We start from the raw sequence: 17,609 nt of genomic DNA on the forward strand, positions 1-17,609 counted from the left end.
TGACACGGCAGATGCCACATAAGAATATGAGAAAAATAATGCCTGTCAACAGGATAGCATACTTCCACCGCCGCCGCAAGAATATGTGACATAGAAAGGGGGACGTAATACTTTTTTAAAGCATTACGTCCCCATATACTAATCCAACGGCTTTGTCTCATCGGCGATGTACTCGAAGAAATCAAAATCCGCACAGTGCTGGTGCCTCACCCTGTCCGCGCAGGTCAGGCCTACCATCGTGCCGGTGAATTCCCCGTACTGGCAGTACTCGTCAGAGAATTTCGCCGTCTCAAAGATCCGGCCGATCTTCGTGTAGTGTTCCCCATCGTAGCTCCACTCGAACCAGGACTTTCTCCCCTGGATCCAGAGACGCAGGTAAATGGGACAGTCCTCCACAGCAGTCCTGGTATTGAGGAACTCCGTCTTCACGCCGTTCTCCAGGTGGATGATGGACAGGGCGCCTCCTCCCAGCGTCTCGCTGTAATATTTCCGGAGATTGATGTAGTTCATATTGTCGTAGTAGAGGATGAGGCCCGCACTGTGCTGGTGCACCTCAGGCAGGAACTCCATCTTCGTGGTGATCCGGGCGTAGACACTTGTCAGCTTTCTGGCAAGGATGCTGACCCTGTTGAGGGACGTCCTGGACTCCTGTCCCCGGAGGCGCACCCAGCCGGGCCTGGCTTTCACATCCGCAAATCTCCGGGGAATGATCCTGGGGGCATAGTACCAGTTTCCCAGCTCCCCACTGTCAAAGTCATCAAAATCCGGCGTCTGCGGCAGCGGGCGCTCCGGCAGAGAGCTCTCCTGCGTCTCCTCCTGGGCCATGTTGCTTCCGGAGGCAGACCGGAGCCACCCGTCCTCGGTCCACATCATCTTCTGGATCGCCGTCTCCCGTCCCAGAGTGCAGCACAGCTCCGGGACAAAGGGCCTGGACACGTGAAAGACCATGTAGACCTCCCCCGCCGGCGTCTCCACATAGCTGCCGTGCCCCGCCTTCTGAAGGACGGAGTCCGGGTTATAGTATTTGGGCTTTAAATGATCCGGGTTGTGTCTCTCGTAGGACTCTCCTGGCACAGAGGTAAGGATGGGGTTGGTGGGATCCTTCTCGTAGGGGCCCCACACGCTGCGGGATCGGCCCATGGTGACACAGTGGTTATAGCCAGTGCCACCCTCCGCGCACATAATATAGTAATAGCCGTTTTTCTTGGTCAGGTGAGGAGCCTCAATGCAGCCCCGGTCTGTTCCCCCGTTCCAGATCCGCTTCGGATACCCTTTGATCTCCTTCTTCTCCGGGTCATACTCCACCATGCAGATGGCTCCCGGCTTCTCGTAGCCCTCTCTTGTCTCCCACTCCAGGGCCACCACGTACTTGCGTCCGTCATCGTCGTGGAAGAGAGAGGCGTCAAAGCCTGAGGAATGGAGATACACGGGCTCGCTCCAGGGGGCCCAGATCCCCTTGGCGGATGGCAGCTTCTTTAAGTCCACCTTCTCATCGTCGGTGATCACATGGGTGTACAGCTCCCAGTGCTTCAGGTCTCTGGAGTGGTAGACCGGAAGGCCCGGCATCCACTCGAATGTGGACACCGCCAGATAGTAGTCCTCCCCCTTCCGGCATATACATGGATCGGGATTAAACCCGGGAATAATTGGATTTGTTATCATGTCTGTTCTCTCCTTCCAGTCTCTCTCATGCTTCTCTTTCTTCTTTGATCACGCAGCTGGCGATAGCCCTTGGCTCCAGTTCGATAGGACAGAGTTCTCCCTCCATGCGGATCACCGCCGGCAGCGTTTCGTCTGACTTGTTCATGAAAATGCAGGCAATGTCACCGGAGGGATTTTTCCAGGCCGTCATATCCAGCTTCTCCGTGTACTTCGTGTGGGCGATGCGGACAGCCCCGGCCTCGATAAAGTGGGCGAAATGCCAGTAATACCGGCAGATCCTCCTCTCCTCCAGGCGTCCCTCCTCCTCGTGGTAGAGATAGGGCGAGTCACAGAAATTGTCCTGGTGGTTGGGGCCGCCCTGGCCGTCCAGCAGGATGTTCCAGTCATAAAAAGCGGACATGCCGTGGTTCAGGTTCCCGATCATATCGTGGGAGAGGCGGATGGCGTTCTCCGTCTCCAAGTCCTTGTCGTATTTTCCGAATTCCAGACAGCTCTCGGACAGGATCAGCTTCTTGTCCGGGTACATCTGCCGCACCAGATCCAGGGCCTCAAAATGATCCCCGCTGTACCAGTGAAAGGCCAGCCCTGTGATCATGGAGTCCGTCCTCTCATCGATGAGCCCCCGGGCCCTCTCAAAAAGCCGCTCCTTGTTGTGGTCCCAGCCAAAGATCTCCACGTGTTCCAGCCCTCTCTTCTTCATCTCCGGGAAGAGGTGATCCCGCAGAAATATCTTTTCCTCCTCCACCGTGTAGACGCAGGAGTCCCATGTCTGCACGGCGGCGGGTTCGTTCTGGAGGGACATGCGCTCCACCTCATAGCCCCTCTTTTCAAACTCCTCAATGTAGCGGCACAGATACCGGGCCCATCTCCCGTAGTACTCCTTTTTCAGGGAGCCGCCTCCGATGCGGCTCCCGTTTGTCTTCATGAACTCCGGCGGAGACCAGGCGGAGAGCATGATCTTCAGCTTTTTCCCCGCTCTCTTCTGGGCCGCCTCCAGGAGAGGAATCATGTGTTTTTCCGTGTGAGCAAAGGAAAAAGTGTCCAGATTATCGTCTGTCTCGTCCTCCACGGCTGAGTAGAGCCGGGTGGAAAAATCGCAGCTGTCCATGTGGAGGCGCACCCGGTTGTAGTGCATGCCCTCCTCCCCGAAATACATGTCCAGCAGCTCCTCCTGCCTGGCTTTGTCCATCCTGGAAAACACATATCCGGCCGCGTCTGTGACAGCCCCTCCAAAGCCCTCCATAGTCTGGAAGGTGACGTCAGGATACAGATTGACCACCTCGTTCTCTGTGCCGTCCTCCGGGATAAATGTATACTGTTCTTCTCTTCGCTCCGGATAAAGTCTCTCCGGGCTCTCTGCCATATATAAATGCAGCATTTCCTCTCTCCTCCACGCTTTTACTTCCGTCTCTCCTCCAGGATCACCACATCCCAGTCCTTCAGATGGATCGGAGCCTGCCTGTCATAGCTTTTCCCTGTCAGAATGTCTGTCCCGTGATCAAAGGGGCAGGGGATTGTCCGCTCCTCCTGGCTGTAGTGGAGGATAAAGTGCAGCCTTCTCCCGTCCTCTGTCTCACTGCTTCTGAGAGTGACAGGCCACTCACAGGATGGCAGGGAAATTCCCGCGTCTGCCGCTGCCTGCCTGTACACATCCTTCAGAAGCCTCTTCTCCGTGCAGCAGCCCACGTACCAGGCAGCTCCGGCTCCGCAGCGGTTCCTCGTGATCCCCGCGTACTGCCCCCAGTAGGGGTGCGCATAGGATGCCTTCGCCTCCGCTGTCTCCGGCTTTAGAAGCTCCATAAAATACCGGACCTTCTCTCCTGCGATGGAAGTCCTGCCGGGCTCTGTGAACTGATTGTAGGTCATTCCGAAGCAGTCCGTCAGTCCATGGGGCTGGACATCCGGGTACACGCTGGAGTGCTCATCCGCCACAAAGGAGCGAAAGGAGCTGACAAGGACTCCGCCCCGCTTTACAAAGGCGTCAAGGCGGTGAATGAGCTCCTCCCCGGCGCAGTAGAGGGCCGGGGTGACGATCATATCGTAACGGTCCTCCTCCAGGGCGTGGGCGTCCACCACGTCGCACTCCAGGTTCAGCTCATAGAGGCTGTCGTACATCCACCGGACCACATCGTTGTAGCTTAAGTCCCTGTCAATGGGGAACCACTGAAGAGCAGTCAGTGAGCGGTTGTCCACAAGGAGAGCAATCCGGTTCTTTTTCTTCAGCCCGGCCAGCTCCGCCCCGTGTTCCTTCCATTCCCGGCCGATATCGCATATCTCTGTGTAGGCCGGATTTGGAAGCAGGTCATGGCTCAGTATGCCGCGCCAGTAGGTCTCATACCCGTTGTGGATAGAGTGCCAGTTCCAGTAGAGCTCCCCTATAGCGCCGCTGGCCAGGTGGCTGTAGGCGTGGAGCCGGAGCTGTCCCGGATAAGGAGTCCAGTACTTGAATGCCTGAGCCTGGCTCTCCAGCACCAGATAATTTTCATTCTTCAGGCTTCGTATGGAGTTCCCGCCAAATGCTGCCTCCGTTCCGGTCAGCTCATCCTGGGTGGGAAAGTAGATATCCGTGCCCGCAAGGTCTACGCACTTCGATGCCTCATAGTGATTGAGATCCGGCTGTACGCAATAGGAATACCCGTCCTGGGCAATGTCTGCCCCGGAGTGCGAGTTCTCCGACTTCACCTCCCATGTGCTCCTCGTCTACAACCTGCTACACACCAGCTTCCTCTCCCGGGACGACCTGGTGACCGCCAACTGCATGGACAGCTCCATGGACGACGCCATCATGGAGGACTTCTCCTCCCTGGTCTTTGACCGGAGGGAGCAGGAGCAGCCCCACAATCCTTACGACCAGGAGCTGCGGGAGTTCTCCAGCATCGAGCACGGGGACATCGGCATGCTCCGGCGCAGCCTGCAGGAGGACTACACGGGAAAGATCGGGACACTGGCCAAAGACGAGGTCCGCCACATGCGCAACCGGGGCATTGTGGTGGTCACGCTGGCAAGCCGTGCAGCCATCAGAGGCGGCCTTCTCCCGGAGGTATCCTTCTCCATGAGCGACGTCTTCATCCAGAAGCTGGAGGAGGAATCAGACACGGCTGTCCTGCTGAACATGATGCACCAGTTTGAATTCAAATATGCAGAGATGGTGGCGGACTTAAATTCCCAGAAGGCAGGCCGGCCAAGGAAAGACCAGAACCCCAGGGTGGACCAGTGCAAGGACTATATATTCAAGCATCTCCATGAAAAAATCCGCATCCAGGACATTGCCGACGAGCTGTACCTGAACGCCAATTATCTGTCCGAGATCTTCCGCCAGCACGAGGGTCTCACCATCACGGATTTTATCCTGCGCGAAAAGGTCGGGCTGACAAAAAACCTGCTCTCCTACTCCCCCTACTCCTACAGTGAGATCGCCGCCTACCTGGGCTTTTCTTCTCAGAGCCATCTGGGAAAGACCTTCAAGAAGCACACCGGCATGACGCTGAAGCAGTACAGGGATCAGTACGGCGTGCGGGAATTCTGAGCTTCCCGCACGGCCACGGAAAAGGCAGGCTTACGAAAGCCTGCCTTTAAAATCTTCATAGCCGAACCGGCGCACCAGCTCCCTGCTCCCGTCCTCCCGCTCAAGGACGATGTCCGGAAGGGCCATGCCGTTGAATGTATTGTTTTTTACCATGGAGTAGATGGCCATATCCTGGAACTCCAGCACATCCCCGGTCTCTAAGGGCCGGTCAAAGGAGTAGTCTCCGATCACATCCCCCGCCAGACAGGTGGGGCCTGCCAGGCGGTATGTGAAAGGTTTCTCCCCTGGAAGGCCTGCCCCGGAAAGGGGCGGGCGGTAGGGCATCTCCAGCACGTCCGGCATATGGCAGGCGGCGGAGGCGTCCAGGATGGCTGTCTGCACGCCGTTTTCCGTGATCTCCAGCACACTGGTCCGAAGCGTCCCGGCCTGCAGCGCCACCGCCTCCCCGGGCTCCAGATAGACTGTCCCTCCGCAGAGCTTCTGCACCCGGCGGATGCACTGCTTCAGCGTCTCCATGTGGTACCCCGGGCGGGTGATATGATGTCCTCCGCCCAGGTTCACCCACTTCATCTTCGCCATGTACACACCGAACTTTTCCACCACTGCATCCAGGGTAACTGCCAGGGCGTCCGCGTCCTGCTCGCACAGAGTGTGGAAATGCAGCCCCTCTATCCCCTCCAGCAGGTCCGGCGTCTCCGCAAGGGCCCTCTCAAGCTGGGAGAGGGTAGTCCCCAGCCGGGAGCCGGGGGCGCAGGGATCGTAGATGGCGTGGCCCTCCTGGGTGGAGCACTCCGGGTTGACACGAAGTCCCACGCTTCTGCCCGCCGACAGGATCTGCCTCTTGTATCTCCGTATCTGCTGGGGGGAGTTGAGGACTACGTGTCCGCAAAGGGAGAGGATTTCGCCCATCTCCTCCTCCCGGTAGGCGGGGGAGAAGATGTGGTTCTCCTTCCCCATGCACTCCGCCCCCAGCCTGGCCTCGTAGAGGCCGCTGGCTGTGGTCCCTGCCAGATAGTTTCCTATGAGGGGGTAGACCCGGAACATGGAGAAGGCCTTCTGAGCCAGCAGGATCCGGCATCCCGTCTCCCGGGCCAGGCCGGCAAGCTGCTCCAGATTTTCCTTGAGCGCCCGCTCCTGCACGATGTAGCAGGGCGTATGTATCTTGCTTTCTCTCATCTTTCTCTCCTAGTCCACCAGCTCCGGGTCCTCGCTGACCTTCCAGGGAAGTCCCCACTTGTTCAGCGCTTCCATGAACGGATCCGGGTCAAACTCTTCCATATTATACACGCCCGGCTTCTTCCATGTGCCGTTTAAGATCATCATGGCGCCGATCATGGCCGGCACGCCTGTAGTGTAGGCCACTGCCTGGGAGCCCACCTCTTTGTAGCACTCCTGGTGATCACAGGTATTGTAAATGTAGATCTTCTTCTCTTTTCCGTCTTTCTTTCCCACAAAGATGCAGCCGATGTTTGTCTTTCCCTTTGTCCGCGGTCCCAGGGAGGAGGGATCCGGCAGTACGGCTTTTAAGAACTGCAGGGGCACGATCTCTTTCCCCTCAAACATAATGGGTTCAATGGAGGTCATCCCCACATTCTCCAGGCACCGCAGGTGAGTGAGATAGCTCTCCCCGAATGTCATAAAGAAGCGGATCCTCTTGATGCCAGGGATATTGAGAGCCAGCGACTCGATCTCCTCGTGGTGGAGAAGATACATATCCTTCGGGCCGATCTCCGGGAAGTTGTAGACCCGCTTGATCTCCATGGGCTCTGTCTCCACCCAGTGTCCGTCCTCCCAGTAGGAGCCTTTGGCGGACACCTCCCGGATGTTGATCTCCGGGTTGAAGTTGGTGGCAAAGGGATAGCCGTGGTCTCCCGCATTGCAGTCCAGGATGTCGATATAGTTGATCTCGTCAAAATAGTGCTTCAGCGCGTAGGCGGAGAACACACTGGTCACTCCCGGATCGAAACCGCTTCCAAGAAGAGCTGTAAGGCCTGCCTTCTCGTAGGCGTCCCGGTAGGCCCACTGCCATTTGTACTCAAATTTTGCCGTGTCCTCGGGCTCGTAGTTGGCCGTGTCCACATAGTGTACGCCGCAGGCCAGGCAGGCGTCCATGATATGAAGATCCTGGTAGGGCAGGGCCAGGTTCAGCACCACCTCAGGCTCCACCTTTCTGATGAGAGCCTTCAGCTCCTCCACATTGTCCGCGTCCACCTGGGCAGTGGTGATCTTTGTCTTTGTAGTTCCCTCCAGCTTCTCCTTCAGCGCGTCACACTTGGACACTGTGCGGCTGGCGATGCAGATCTCTGAAAACACCTCGCTGTTCTGGCAGCATTTCTGGATAGCCACGCTGGCCACTCCTCCGCATCCGATGATCAGTACTTTTCCCATTTCTAATATCCTCCTTTTCTTCTCTCTTTTCTATTTTGTTCCAAGGGCGATGAGCATCTCCCTTATGATCTTGCATGCCGCGGCCGTGGAAGCCCCTGTGGGGTCAAAAGGCGGGCTCAGCTCTGTCACGTCGCACCCGATGACCTCTGCCTTCCGGCACACTTCCGTCACGGCTCTCTGCAGCTCCATATAACTTACGCCTCCCGGCTCCGGCGTTCCCGTCCCGGGAAAGACGGAAGGGTCCATCACATCCAGATCTACTGTGAAGTACACCGGGACGCCCTTCAGTTTCTCCAGCGTCTCCCCCAGTCCCTCCAGGGTGAAAGGATGAAGATCCGTGTGTCCCTCCCGGGCCCAGCCAAACTCCGCCCTCTCCCCGGAGCGGATGCCGAACTGGTGGATGCGGCCATCCCCCAGCAGCTCCCAGCACCGCCGAAGGACGCAGGCGTGGGACAGCTCCACCCCCAGGTAATCCTCCCGCAGGTCCGTGTGGGCGTCAAAGTGCAGGATGTGAAGATCCGGATATTTCCGGGCCGCCGCCCGGACACTTCCCAGGGTCACCAGGTGCTCTCCCCCGATGAGGAAGGGCAGCTTCCCGTCCCGGAAGATCTCCCCGGCCGTCTCCTCAATCTGATCCAGCACCTTCTCCGAACTTCCGATGGCCAGCTCCAGATCTCCCATGTCAAAGACCCGGCACTCCTCCAGGCTTCTGTCCTGGTAAGGGCTGTAAGTCTCCAGCCCGTAGGAGTCCGCCCGGATGGCGCCTCCGGCAAAGCGGGTCCCCGGCCGGAAGGAGGTGGTGGAGTCAAAGGGCGCCCCGTAAAGGACAATGTCCGCCTCCTCGTATGTACAGTCACATCCCATGTAATCTACAATATTTTTATTCAACATCTTCCAGCAGCTCCTCCACATAGACCGGCAGGGCGAACACCCCTGCGTGCAGTCTCGGTTCATAGTATCTTGTGCGGATCCCCTTCAGCTTCCAGGCCACGCCGTTTAAGTCCTCCAGGGGATGGTATTTCTTTGACGCAAAGCCAAAGAGCCAGTGCCCCGACGGGTAGGAGGGCAGGTGGGCCTGGTAAACCCGGCAGATGGGAAAGGTCTCCACGATCCTCTTGTGCATCCGCTGGCACTGGAAGGCCTCCTCCGTATAGAAGGGGCTCTCATTCTGGTTGATCATGACGCCGTCCTCCCGGAGGGCATTGTAGCAGTTCCCGTAAAACTCCTTTGTGAACAGCCCCTCCCCGGGTCCGAAGGGGTTGGGGGAGTCGATGATGATAAGGTCGTACTTATCTGTCTGGGATCTGATGAACCGCAGCCCGTCCTCGTGGAAGATCTCCACCCGCTCGTCGTTCAGGCTGCAGGCGATCTGAGGGATGTACTTGCGGCACACCTCCACAAGAAGAGGGTCCATCTCCACCACGTCGATGTGGCGGATGTCCTCGTACTTGATCAGCTCCCGCACCACGCCGCCGTCGCCTCCACCGATGACAAGCACGTCCTCCACATGGGGATGCACCGCCATGGGCACGTGGGTGATCATCTCGTGGTAAATGAATTCATCCTTCTCCGTCAGCATCAGGTCCCCGTCCGCCACAAGGATGCGGCCAAACTCCCGGGAGTCCAGCACATCGATCCGCTGGAACTCGCTCTGGGCGCTGAAAAGCTGCTCATTGATGCGTATGGACAGCTTCACGTCCTCTGTGTGCTCGTCTGAAAACCACATTTCCATCGCTCTATACCTCCTTCCGGTCTGTGACCACATTCAGCTTCTCAATCCTCTCGTCCTCCGGCCCGGTCATGGAGCAGCCCTTCTCCTTTGCGTAGAGGATGTACTCGATGATCTCGTCCGTGATCTCCTCCCCCGGCGCCAGGATGGGGATGCCCGGCGGATAGCACATGACGAACTCGCTGCAGATCCGCCCCTTTGCCTCCCGGATGGGAAGCTGCTCCTTTGGCGCGTAGAAGGACTCCTGGGGCGTCATCACCACCCGGGGCGGTATGTACTCCTGGGAGAGCATGCCCGTCTTGTCCTTCTGGTACCTGCGCTTGATGTCCGCCAGGGCGCTGACAAGCCGCTCCACCTCCTGCTTCCTGTCGCCGATGGACAGGTAGGCCAGCATGTTTCCCAGATCCCCGAACTCAATCTGGATGTCGTACTCATCCCGCAGGATATCGTACACCTCAATGCCGGCCAGGCCAATGTCCAGGGTGTGGACAGACAGCTTTGTGGGGTCGAAGGCATAGACGCTGTCCCGGTTCACCAGCTCATCGCCAAAGGCGTAGTAGCCGCCGATCCGGTTGATCTCCTCCCGCGCGTACTCTGCCAGCTCCGCTACCTTCGCGAAGGCCTCCCTCCCCCGCAGGGCCAGATTTCTCCTGGAGATGTCCAGGCTGGAAAGCAGCAGGTAGGAGGCGCTGGTCGTCTGGGTCAGATTGATGATCTGCCGCACATAGCCGGGGTGCATGTCCTTCCCCACAAGGAGGAGGGAGCTCTGGGTCAGGCTCCCGCCGGACTTGTGCATGCTCACCGACGCCATATCCGCCCCTGCGGCCATAGCTGTCACAGGGAAGTTTTCCCCGAAGTAAAAGTGGGTGCCGTGGGCCTCGTCCACCAGCACCTTCATGCCGTGGCTGTGGGCCGCCTCCACAATGGTACGAAGATCGGAGCAGATGCCGTAGTATGTGGGGTTGTTCACAAACACGGCCACCGCGTCCGGGTTGTCGCGGATGGCCTGCTCCACCTGCTCCACTTTCATGCCAAGGGAGATCCCCAGATGCCGGTCCACATCCGGGTTCACATACACCGGCCTTGCGCCGCACAGGACAAGGGCATTGATAATGCTCCTGTGGACATTCCTCGGCATGATGATCTTATCCCCCTTTTTACAGCAGGCCAGGGCCATGCTCTGGACTGCCGATGTGGTGCCGCCCACCATGAGAAAGGCGTGGGCCGCCCCGAAGGCCTCCGCCGCCAGCTCCTCCGCCGCCTTGATCACAGAGACCGGATGGCACAGATTGTCCAGCGGCTTCATGGAGTTTACATCGATATTGACGCACCTGTCCCCCAGAAGCTCTGAGAGCTCCGGGTTCCCTCTTCCCCTCTTGTGCCCCGGCACGTCAAAGGGCACGATCCGCATCCTCCGGAACTGCTCCAACGCCTCGTAGATGGGGGCATCCTCCTGTACATATTTTTTCATGCTTCACTCACTCCTTCCTGCAGCGCCTGCGGTCCCGCCGGAGGACTCTTATCCTGCCCGGGCGTCCCAGGGACTTTCCGGCAGAACAAAAAAACGCAGGCAGAAGGGCACCTTCCACTTGCGTTTCATCACTCTATCACAAATATACATACAGACACACCCGCAGAAAAATCCTTTCGCGTTTTCTGGTGTCATGTTATGGACAGATATGGGACCTTTTAGAGTCTATATAGCAAATATTTTTACTTTTACTACTCTTATTGACCGTTTCACAAGTTTTGTATGCCTTTTTGCACACTGGTTATAAAGTAACCAACTTATAAAATTTGAGCTTCTAACTCAATCAATAAGGCAGCCTGTCTCTCTGCTGCCGAAAAAATATTTGCATGGAAGCCATATCTGTTTTCCATACGTGTTTACTTATATCACATTTTTTGTAAACATGCAAGAAATATTTTCAGAAAAAACCGGTCTAGGAATTTTTCATCACAACCTCTTCCACCACGTCCGCCACGTGCTCGCAGGCGTCCGCGCACTTCTCCAGGTAGGTGTAGATCTCTCTCCAGGCCAGGATCTCCAGCACATCTCCTCCCTCCGTATGGAGCGCCCTCATGCTGGCAAAATAGATCCTGTCCGCCTGCTCCTCCAGGGAGTTGATGCGGATGATACTCTCATTCAGCTTTTTGGAGCGGCGGAAATCCGGGAACTCCTTCACAAGGGCGCACACTTCCTCCGTGCAGGCGATAACGATGTCCAGCATCTTGAGGGCATCCGGGCGTATGGCCTGCACATTGTTCATGTAGATGCGGATGAAGACCTCCTCCGCCTTGTCAGTCAGCTCATCGATATTGTAGCTTAAGGATATGATATCCTCCCTCTCAATGGGGGTGATGAAGGCCTTGGCCAGCCGGTCTGTGAGCTGATGCTTCTTTTCATCCGCCTCGTGCTCGATCCGGTGGATCTCCTCCATATTCTCCTCCATTTTCGCCGGGTCAAAGGCCGTCAGCTTCTCCTTCAGAAAATGGGTCGCTTTTCTTGCAAGCTCCGCACACGCGGCAAAATTATCATAATAAAACGCGTCCTGTTTTTTTGACATTGTTCTTTTCTCCTTTTCTCCTGTATTTTACCTAAAAGACAGCCATGAATATCTTTGCCATCACAAAGCTGATAATGCCGCACCCCGGGAATGTGAAGATCCAGGTGAGCATCATGTCCTTCACCACATTAAAATTAATGGCGGACAGCCGCTTCACCGCACCCACGCCCATGATGGCGCTGGTCTTTGTGTGGGTGGTGGATACAGGGATGCCGAACACGCTGGAGAGGAGCAGACAGAAGGCACCTGCCAGGTCGGCAGAAAAGCCCTGGTAGCGCTCCAGCTTCACCATGTCCATGCCCACGGACTTGATGATCTTCTCTCCTCCCACGCTCGTCCCAAGCCCCATGACGATACTGCACAGGAGCATGAGCCACACCGGGATCTCCATGCCGCTGACCGAATTCTGTCCGTTGCAGAAGGCGATGCCAAGGAACAGCACGCCGATAAATTTCTGGCCGTCCTGAGCCCCGTGCATGAAGCTCATGGCGGCGGCGCCCACGATCTGGGCTCCCCCGAAGAACCGGTCCGCCCTGCGCCTCTCCATGTTCTGACAAAGGACCGTGATGGCCCGGCAGATGACCCAGCCGGTGATAAATCCGAGAGCCAGGCTCAGCACAAGGCCGTAGATGACCTTGACCCACTCCGCCCCGTTGATGCCGCCCACGCCGCCCTGGATGGCGATGGCGGCGCCGGATATGCCCGCAATGAGACTGTGGCTCTCACTGGTCGGAATGCCAAAGACCGAAGCGGCCACACTGTACACCACGATGGAGATGAGGGCCGCGCACAGGGCCACCAGAGCCTCCTGGGTATTGCTGCCGAAGTCCACCATGTTGCTTATGGTGGATGCCACGGAGCTGTTGATCTGGGTCATGACAAACACACCCAGAAAATTGAAGGCCGCACTCATCATGATAGCCGTGCGGGCCGGCAGACATCTCGTCGTCACGCAGGTGGCGATGGCGTTGGGCGCGTCCGTCCATCCGTTGACGAAGATCACGCCCAGCGTCAGGAGCAGCGTGATGACAAGGACCGGGCTGCCGGACATGGCATCCAGGAAATAACTTAACGAAACATCCATAAACCTTTTCCCTCCCGCCTGCTGTTTACAGGCTTTCCTCAAATGTATTGATATTGTCAGCCTTTCCGATGACTACGATGATGTCGCCGTCCTTAAGCTGGTAATCAGGCTGCACCTCTATGGTAGTCTCGCTGCCGCTCTCTATGGCAATGATGTTCAGGCCGTATTTCCGCCGGAGCTGGATCTGCTCCACGGTTTTTCCCACCATCCTCTCCGGGATGCGGATCTGTGTGATCTGCACGCTGTGGTCCAGGGGGATATAGTCCAGGAAATTCCCGGACAGAAGCCGGCGTCCCAGACGCAGTGCCATATCCCGCTCCGGGTAGACCACCTCGGCGCCCAGCTTTTTCAGCACAGCGCCCTGCTCCGGCGACAGCGCCTTGGCGATGACCCTGGGAACTCCCATCTCTATCACGCTCATGGTAGTCAGGACGCTGACATCCACCTTCTCGCCAATGCAGACGATGACCACGTCGCAGTTGTGGATACCCGCCTCCCTCAGCGCCTCCATGCTCAGGTCATTTGTCACAAAGGCATAGTCTGTATAATTTCGCATTTCCCGTATGGAGCTCTTCTCCCGGTCCATGACGATGACGTCATTGTCGGACTCTGCCAGCGTCACGGCAAGTGCCATGCCGAAGCGTCCCAGACCAATGACTCCGTATGTTAATTTCGATTTTTTCCTCATGATTTTTTCTCCTCTATCAGCCGATGGCAATATTCTCCTCTGAGTAGCGTATCTTCGGTTCCGGATGGCTGATCCAGATAGTGAGGAGCGTAAACGCTCCCAGCCTTCCGATAAACATGACAAAGATAATGACGATCTTGGCCGCCACACTTAAGCCAGGCGTGATGCCCGTGGAAAGTCCTACCGTTCCAAAAGCGGACACCACCTCAAAGAACACCTGGATAAACGTGCGGTCCGGCTCCAGCACACACAGAAGGAAGGTGGCCACGCACACCACCATCATGGACAGCACAGTGATCATGCTGGCTTTTGAAATATTCTGCCGGGAAATACTTCTCCGGAACGCGCAGACATTTTTCTTCACACATGCGCTCCTGGCCGCCTGGAACAGCACAAAGAAGGTGCTGGTCTTGATACCGCCTCCGGTGGATCCCGGCGAAGCGCCGATGAACATGAGCACGCACAGGACGAAAAGTCCGGCGTTCGTGAAATCTCCGATGGCATAGGTGGAAAATCCCGCCGTCCTGGCCGACACGCTCTGGAAAAACGCTCCCAGCCAGGAAATATCCTCCGTGGCCTTTAAAAGCAGCGTGCCTGCGATGATCAGCACAATGCTGGTGGAGATGACCACCTTGGAGTGGAAGGACAGCTTTTTAAAGCACCTTTTCTTTGCAATGTCCAGAATGACCAGAAAGCCCAGGCCGCCGAATATGATCAGCCCGGCCGTGGTCAGGTTCAGAAGGACGCTGTCCTGGTAAATGGTCAGGTTCCGAAGTCCTCCCAGGATGTCAAATCCCGAGTTGTTGAAGGCCGCAATGGAGTGGAAAATGCTGATCCCCACCGCGTGGAGCGGCTCATGGTCCCGGCTGAACACAGGGTAGCTTAAGATAGCCCCGGCCGCCTCAAAGAGAAGCGTCATCAGGAGGACAGACCGTATGAGGCGCACCATCCCCTTGTAACTGTCCACGTTCAGGGCTTCCTTCACGAGAAGCCTTGTCTTGATACTCACCCGCTTTCCTGCCGCCAGCATCAGTCCCACGCCCACCGAGGTCACTCCCAGGCCGCCGACCTGTATCAGCAGAGCCACCAGTCCCTGCCCGAAGGCCGTAAAATGGTCCGCCGTGTCGATGGCGATCAGCCCCGTCACACAGACAGCGCTTGTGGATGTAAACAGCGCGTCGATGAAGGACACATGCGCTCCGTCCTTCACAGATACAGGCAGACACAAAAGCACGGCCCCCAGAAGGATCACTGAGGCAAAGCCTATCGCTATCAGCCGCCCGGCAGGCTGTCTCTTAAAAAATCCGATAAGTGTTATTCTGCTTTTCATTTTTTACTCCTGTTTTCTGCAAGTGATGTCACATTGTCAGCAAAACAGCTTCTCTCTTTTTTCCATCTTTCTGATACAGGATAAATAGATCGCACAGAAACCGTGCAGGAAGATATGGGTCCGGTTTCAGGAGCACCGCCTTTTTCCTCATGCGGGCGCACAGGAACAAAGCTGCCAGAGCAGGACAGCACAGCCATGTCAGCCACTGCCCTCTGCCAGCGCCATGCTTTGTCCGCCCTGCCGCCGCGCTCACCAGGGTCCCCCTTGTCTTATGGCGGGCGCTGTCGTCCAGACACACGTCATACAGGCTCATCCCGCAGGAGTTGTCTATATGACAGATACCGGCGTGTGTGCCGGTGGGCGGTACATCTGAAGCCTCTCCTCTTAGAAAAAGGCTGGAAGGCGCGGCCACACAGATGATGGCCATTGCTATAATCAACATGACTGTTCTGAATTTGCGGTGCATCTTTTACAGCCCTCTCTTACAAGAAATTTTACATTCATTTTACAGTAGCAAACAATACTTCTTATATCATTAATTTTCCCGGCTGTCAAGCACCAGAACAGAAGAACGGCCGGGCACCGCGTTCCGCAGCGTCCGACCGCTCAAAAAATAAATGCGGATGACAGGAATCGAACCTGCACACCGAAGTACCAGATCCTAAGTCTGGCGCGTCTGCCAGTTCCGCCACATCCGCAGGATGAATAAAAAAACGCAGCCATCCGGCTGCGTGTCAGTGAGCGTGCGGGGATTCGAACCCCGGACAACTTGATTAAAAGTCAAGTGCTCTACCACCTGAGCTACACGCCCGCACATATAAACTGGGCTAGTTGGATTCGAACCAACGAATGCAGGAGTCAAAGTCCTGTGCCTTACCGCTTGGCGATAGCCCAATAGCCCTTTCGGGTAAAGGTGGATACAGGGATTCGAACCCTGGGCCTCCAGAGCCACAATCTGGCGCGCTAACCAACTGCGCTATACCCACCATTTTCTATTCTTTCCATACACCAGGCCTCTTATCAAGGCATTATGGACTGACCCGCCACAACCATGACACTTTGTCTTATCTGTGAACGTGTCAACGAGCCTGGGGGGATTCGAACCCTCGACCTACGGCTTAGAAGGCCGTTGCTCTATCCAGCTGAGCTACAGACTCAAATACAAATCTCAAGGCATGTCCACTTGATCGCCTCAAGAAAGCGGGTGATGGGAATCGAACCCACGTATCCAGCTTGGAAGGCTGGTGTTCTACCATTGAACTACACCCGCACACATGATCGGGGTGACAGGATTTGAACCTGCGACCTCCTGGTCCCAAACCAGGCGCTCTAGCCAAGCTGAGCCACACCCCGAAGGCCTATTCGTCCGTGCGCACTCACGTGGCACGATAATAATTATATCTGAACAGGCTGCCGATGTCAACAACTTTTTTTATTTTTTCAGATTGGGCTCCCGCGCGGCTGTCACCCGCGGTTCCCGTCCACAGCTTTCTTCCCCGGTTCTCACCCCAGGTAGCGTATCTCACAGGAGACCTTCCCGTCCTGGTCCACCTCCATCAGGATGTAGCTGGGCTTTCTCCCCTTCTGCCTGGGGTAGGAGATGCTCCCCGGGTTCAGGGTGATCAGATCCGGCTCCACCGTGAGGGCGGGCATATGGGTGTGGCCGTACATGACAATGTCAGCCCCCCGGCCCCTGGCCTCGGCCTTCAGCCGGTCCTCGTTCATACCTACAAAGTAGCCGTGTCCATGGGTGATGAAGACATGGTGGTCCCCAATAAAGAACTCCTCCTCCCAGGGCAGGTCGGAAAAGAAATCATTGTTCCCGCTCACCATATGTACCGGGCAGCCGGCCACCGCCTCGATGTAATCTGCCTTTCCCTCCACATCGCCCAGATGGATCAGCATATCCAGGGGGCCTTCCTTCTCCAGCGCCCTCTCCAGATTGCCGTGGGCCTTGTGCGTATCACTTACGATCAGTATCCTCATTTGACAGCCTCTCTTCCATGATCTTCCTCATCTTCCTCAGTCCCTCGCCTCTGTGGCTGAGAGCGTTCTTCTCCTCCGGCGGAAGCTGTGCGCTGGTGCAGCCGTACTGGGGCAGAAAGAAGATGGGATCATAGCCGAAGCCGTTTTCCCCGATGATCTCATGACCGATGCGGCCTTCCATGGTGCCCCGCACTACTTCCTCCGTCCCGTCCGGGAACTCCGCCGCGATGGCGCACACAAACCTGGCGGTCCGCTGCTCATCGGGGACTCCCTCCAGCCGCTCCAGAAGAGCGCTGTTCTTGATGTCATAGGATGTGTCCGTCCCCATGTAGCGGGCTGAGTAGATGCCCGGCTCCTTGTTCAGGTAATCGATCTCCAGGCCGGAGTCGTCGGCCAGGACGATCGCGTCCCGGTTCTCCTCCATCCCGGCGGCGATCCTGCGCACCGCCCTGGCCTTGATGAGGGCGTTCTCCTCAAAGGTGGATCCGTTCTCCTCCGGGTCCGCCTCGATCCCGGCTTCCCTCTGGGAGAGGATCTCCATGCCAAGATCCGAGAGGATCTGGCGGATCTCCACCATTTTATTTGCATTGCCTGTGGCAAATATGATTTTTTTCATTGCTGCTGTGCCTCGCTTTCCTGTGCTGCGCCG

Annotated in this window: 16 protein-coding genes and 7 tRNA genes; 1 reads left to right on the plus strand and 22 read right to left on the minus strand. The window is 56.8% G+C overall.

The window, feature by feature from the left end:
- Positions 1–138: 138 nt before the first annotated feature.
- Genes H7U36_RS02985 through H7U36_RS15360 form a run of 3 tightly spaced genes read right to left on the minus strand, consistent with a single transcriptional unit; the run spans position 139 to position 4,344 of the window.
- Positions 139–1,662: a glycoside hydrolase family 43 protein gene (locus H7U36_RS02985; RefSeq protein ID WP_205155683.1), complete on the minus strand. Its 1,524-nt coding sequence runs from the start codon at positions 1,660–1,662 to the stop codon at positions 139–141.
- Between the two features lie 25 nt (positions 1,663–1,687).
- The gene (locus tag H7U36_RS02990; RefSeq protein ID WP_242842798.1) at positions 1,688–3,040 is read right to left on the minus strand and encodes a glycoside hydrolase family 30 protein; all 1,353 of its coding nucleotides are present in this window, start codon (positions 3,038–3,040) and stop codon (positions 1,688–1,690) included.
- Positions 3,041–3,060: 20 nt separating this feature from the next.
- Entirely contained in the window at positions 3,061–4,344 is a 1,284-nt protein-coding gene (locus H7U36_RS15360; RefSeq protein ID WP_205155684.1) for a beta-galactosidase, read from the minus strand.
- Between H7U36_RS15360 and H7U36_RS03000 the strand changes: the two genes are divergently transcribed.
- Positions 4,310–5,188, plus strand: a complete 879-nt coding sequence (locus tag H7U36_RS03000; protein ID WP_081957951.1) for a helix-turn-helix domain-containing protein — start codon at positions 4,310–4,312, stop codon at positions 5,186–5,188. The genes H7U36_RS15360 and H7U36_RS03000 overlap by 35 nt on opposite strands.
- 30 nt (positions 5,189–5,218) lie before the next feature.
- Here H7U36_RS03000 and nspC read toward each other — a convergent pair whose 3' ends face one another.
- The 19 genes from nspC to rdgB all read right to left on the minus strand — a co-directional run bounded on the left by nspC (position 5,219) and on the right by rdgB (position 17,576).
- Positions 5,219–6,364, minus strand: coding sequence for a carboxynorspermidine decarboxylase (gene nspC, locus H7U36_RS03005; protein ID WP_205155685.1), 1,146 nt, complete (start codon positions 6,362–6,364; stop codon positions 5,219–5,221).
- Between the two features lie 9 nt (positions 6,365–6,373).
- Entirely contained in the window at positions 6,374–7,576 is a 1,203-nt protein-coding gene (locus H7U36_RS03010; RefSeq protein WP_033124703.1) for a saccharopine dehydrogenase family protein, read from the minus strand.
- A 30-nt stretch (positions 7,577–7,606) separates the two neighbouring features.
- Entirely contained in the window at positions 7,607–8,467 is an 861-nt protein-coding gene (gene speB / locus H7U36_RS03015) for an agmatinase (RefSeq protein ID WP_191428833.1), read from the minus strand.
- Positions 8,457–9,308: a polyamine aminopropyltransferase gene (gene speE, locus H7U36_RS03020; protein WP_205155686.1), complete on the minus strand. Its 852-nt coding sequence runs from the start codon at positions 9,306–9,308 to the stop codon at positions 8,457–8,459. Before speE ends, speB begins: the two co-directional genes overlap by 11 nt.
- Positions 9,309–9,312: 4 nt before the next feature.
- Entirely contained in the window at positions 9,313–10,776 is a 1,464-nt protein-coding gene (locus H7U36_RS03025) for an aminotransferase class I/II-fold pyridoxal phosphate-dependent enzyme (RefSeq protein WP_191428831.1), read from the minus strand.
- A 472-nt stretch (positions 10,777–11,248) separates the two neighbouring features.
- On the minus strand, positions 11,249–11,872 hold the full coding sequence (locus tag H7U36_RS03030) for a DUF47 domain-containing protein (RefSeq protein WP_205155688.1): 624 nt from the start codon (positions 11,870–11,872) through the stop codon (positions 11,249–11,251).
- A gap of 31 nt (positions 11,873–11,903) precedes the next feature.
- Positions 11,904–12,956, minus strand: coding sequence for an inorganic phosphate transporter (locus H7U36_RS03035; RefSeq protein ID WP_076780411.1), 1,053 nt, complete (start codon positions 12,954–12,956; stop codon positions 11,904–11,906).
- A gap of 25 nt (positions 12,957–12,981) precedes the next feature.
- On the minus strand, positions 12,982–13,644 hold the full coding sequence (locus tag H7U36_RS03040) for a potassium channel family protein (protein WP_076780409.1): 663 nt from the start codon (positions 13,642–13,644) through the stop codon (positions 12,982–12,984).
- Positions 13,645–13,660: 16 nt separating this feature from the next.
- A complete protein-coding gene (locus H7U36_RS03045; protein WP_033124696.1) occupies positions 13,661–14,974 on the minus strand; it encodes a TrkH family potassium uptake protein in 1,314 nt (437 codons plus the stop codon).
- Positions 14,975–15,002: 28 nt separating this feature from the next.
- Complete coding sequence (locus tag H7U36_RS03050) at positions 15,003–15,416, minus strand: hypothetical protein (RefSeq protein ID WP_205155689.1); 414 nt, start codon at positions 15,414–15,416, stop codon at positions 15,003–15,005.
- A 176-nt stretch (positions 15,417–15,592) separates the two neighbouring features.
- Positions 15,593–15,672, minus strand: a tRNA-Leu gene (locus H7U36_RS03055).
- Positions 15,673–15,712: 40 nt separating this feature from the next.
- Positions 15,713–15,785 (minus strand) — tRNA-Lys (locus H7U36_RS03060).
- Between the two features lie 11 nt (positions 15,786–15,796).
- Positions 15,797–15,868: transfer RNA gene (locus H7U36_RS03065), tRNA-Gln, on the minus strand.
- A gap of 18 nt (positions 15,869–15,886) precedes the next feature.
- A tRNA-His gene (locus H7U36_RS03070) sits at positions 15,887–15,960 on the minus strand.
- Between the two features lie 97 nt (positions 15,961–16,057).
- A tRNA-Arg gene (locus H7U36_RS03075) sits at positions 16,058–16,131 on the minus strand.
- A 42-nt stretch (positions 16,132–16,173) separates the two neighbouring features.
- Positions 16,174–16,244, minus strand: a tRNA-Gly gene (locus H7U36_RS03080).
- 8 nt (positions 16,245–16,252) lie between these two features.
- Positions 16,253–16,327: transfer RNA gene (locus H7U36_RS03085), tRNA-Pro, on the minus strand.
- 150 nt (positions 16,328–16,477) lie between these two features.
- Positions 16,478–16,960 (minus strand): metallophosphoesterase family protein, encoded by a 483-nt coding sequence (locus H7U36_RS03090; RefSeq protein WP_033124694.1) that lies wholly within the window; start codon positions 16,958–16,960, stop codon positions 16,478–16,480.
- On the minus strand, positions 16,938–17,576 hold the full coding sequence (gene rdgB, locus H7U36_RS03095) for an RdgB/HAM1 family non-canonical purine NTP pyrophosphatase (RefSeq protein WP_033124693.1): 639 nt from the start codon (positions 17,574–17,576) through the stop codon (positions 16,938–16,940). Before rdgB ends, H7U36_RS03090 begins: the two co-directional genes overlap by 23 nt.
- Positions 17,577–17,609 lie beyond the last annotated feature (33 nt).

The sequence above is a fragment of the Faecalicatena fissicatena genome (genome assembly GCF_016900595.1).
GTDB classification, from domain to species: domain Bacteria; phylum Bacillota; class Clostridia; order Lachnospirales; family Lachnospiraceae; genus Claveliimonas; species Claveliimonas intestinigallinarum.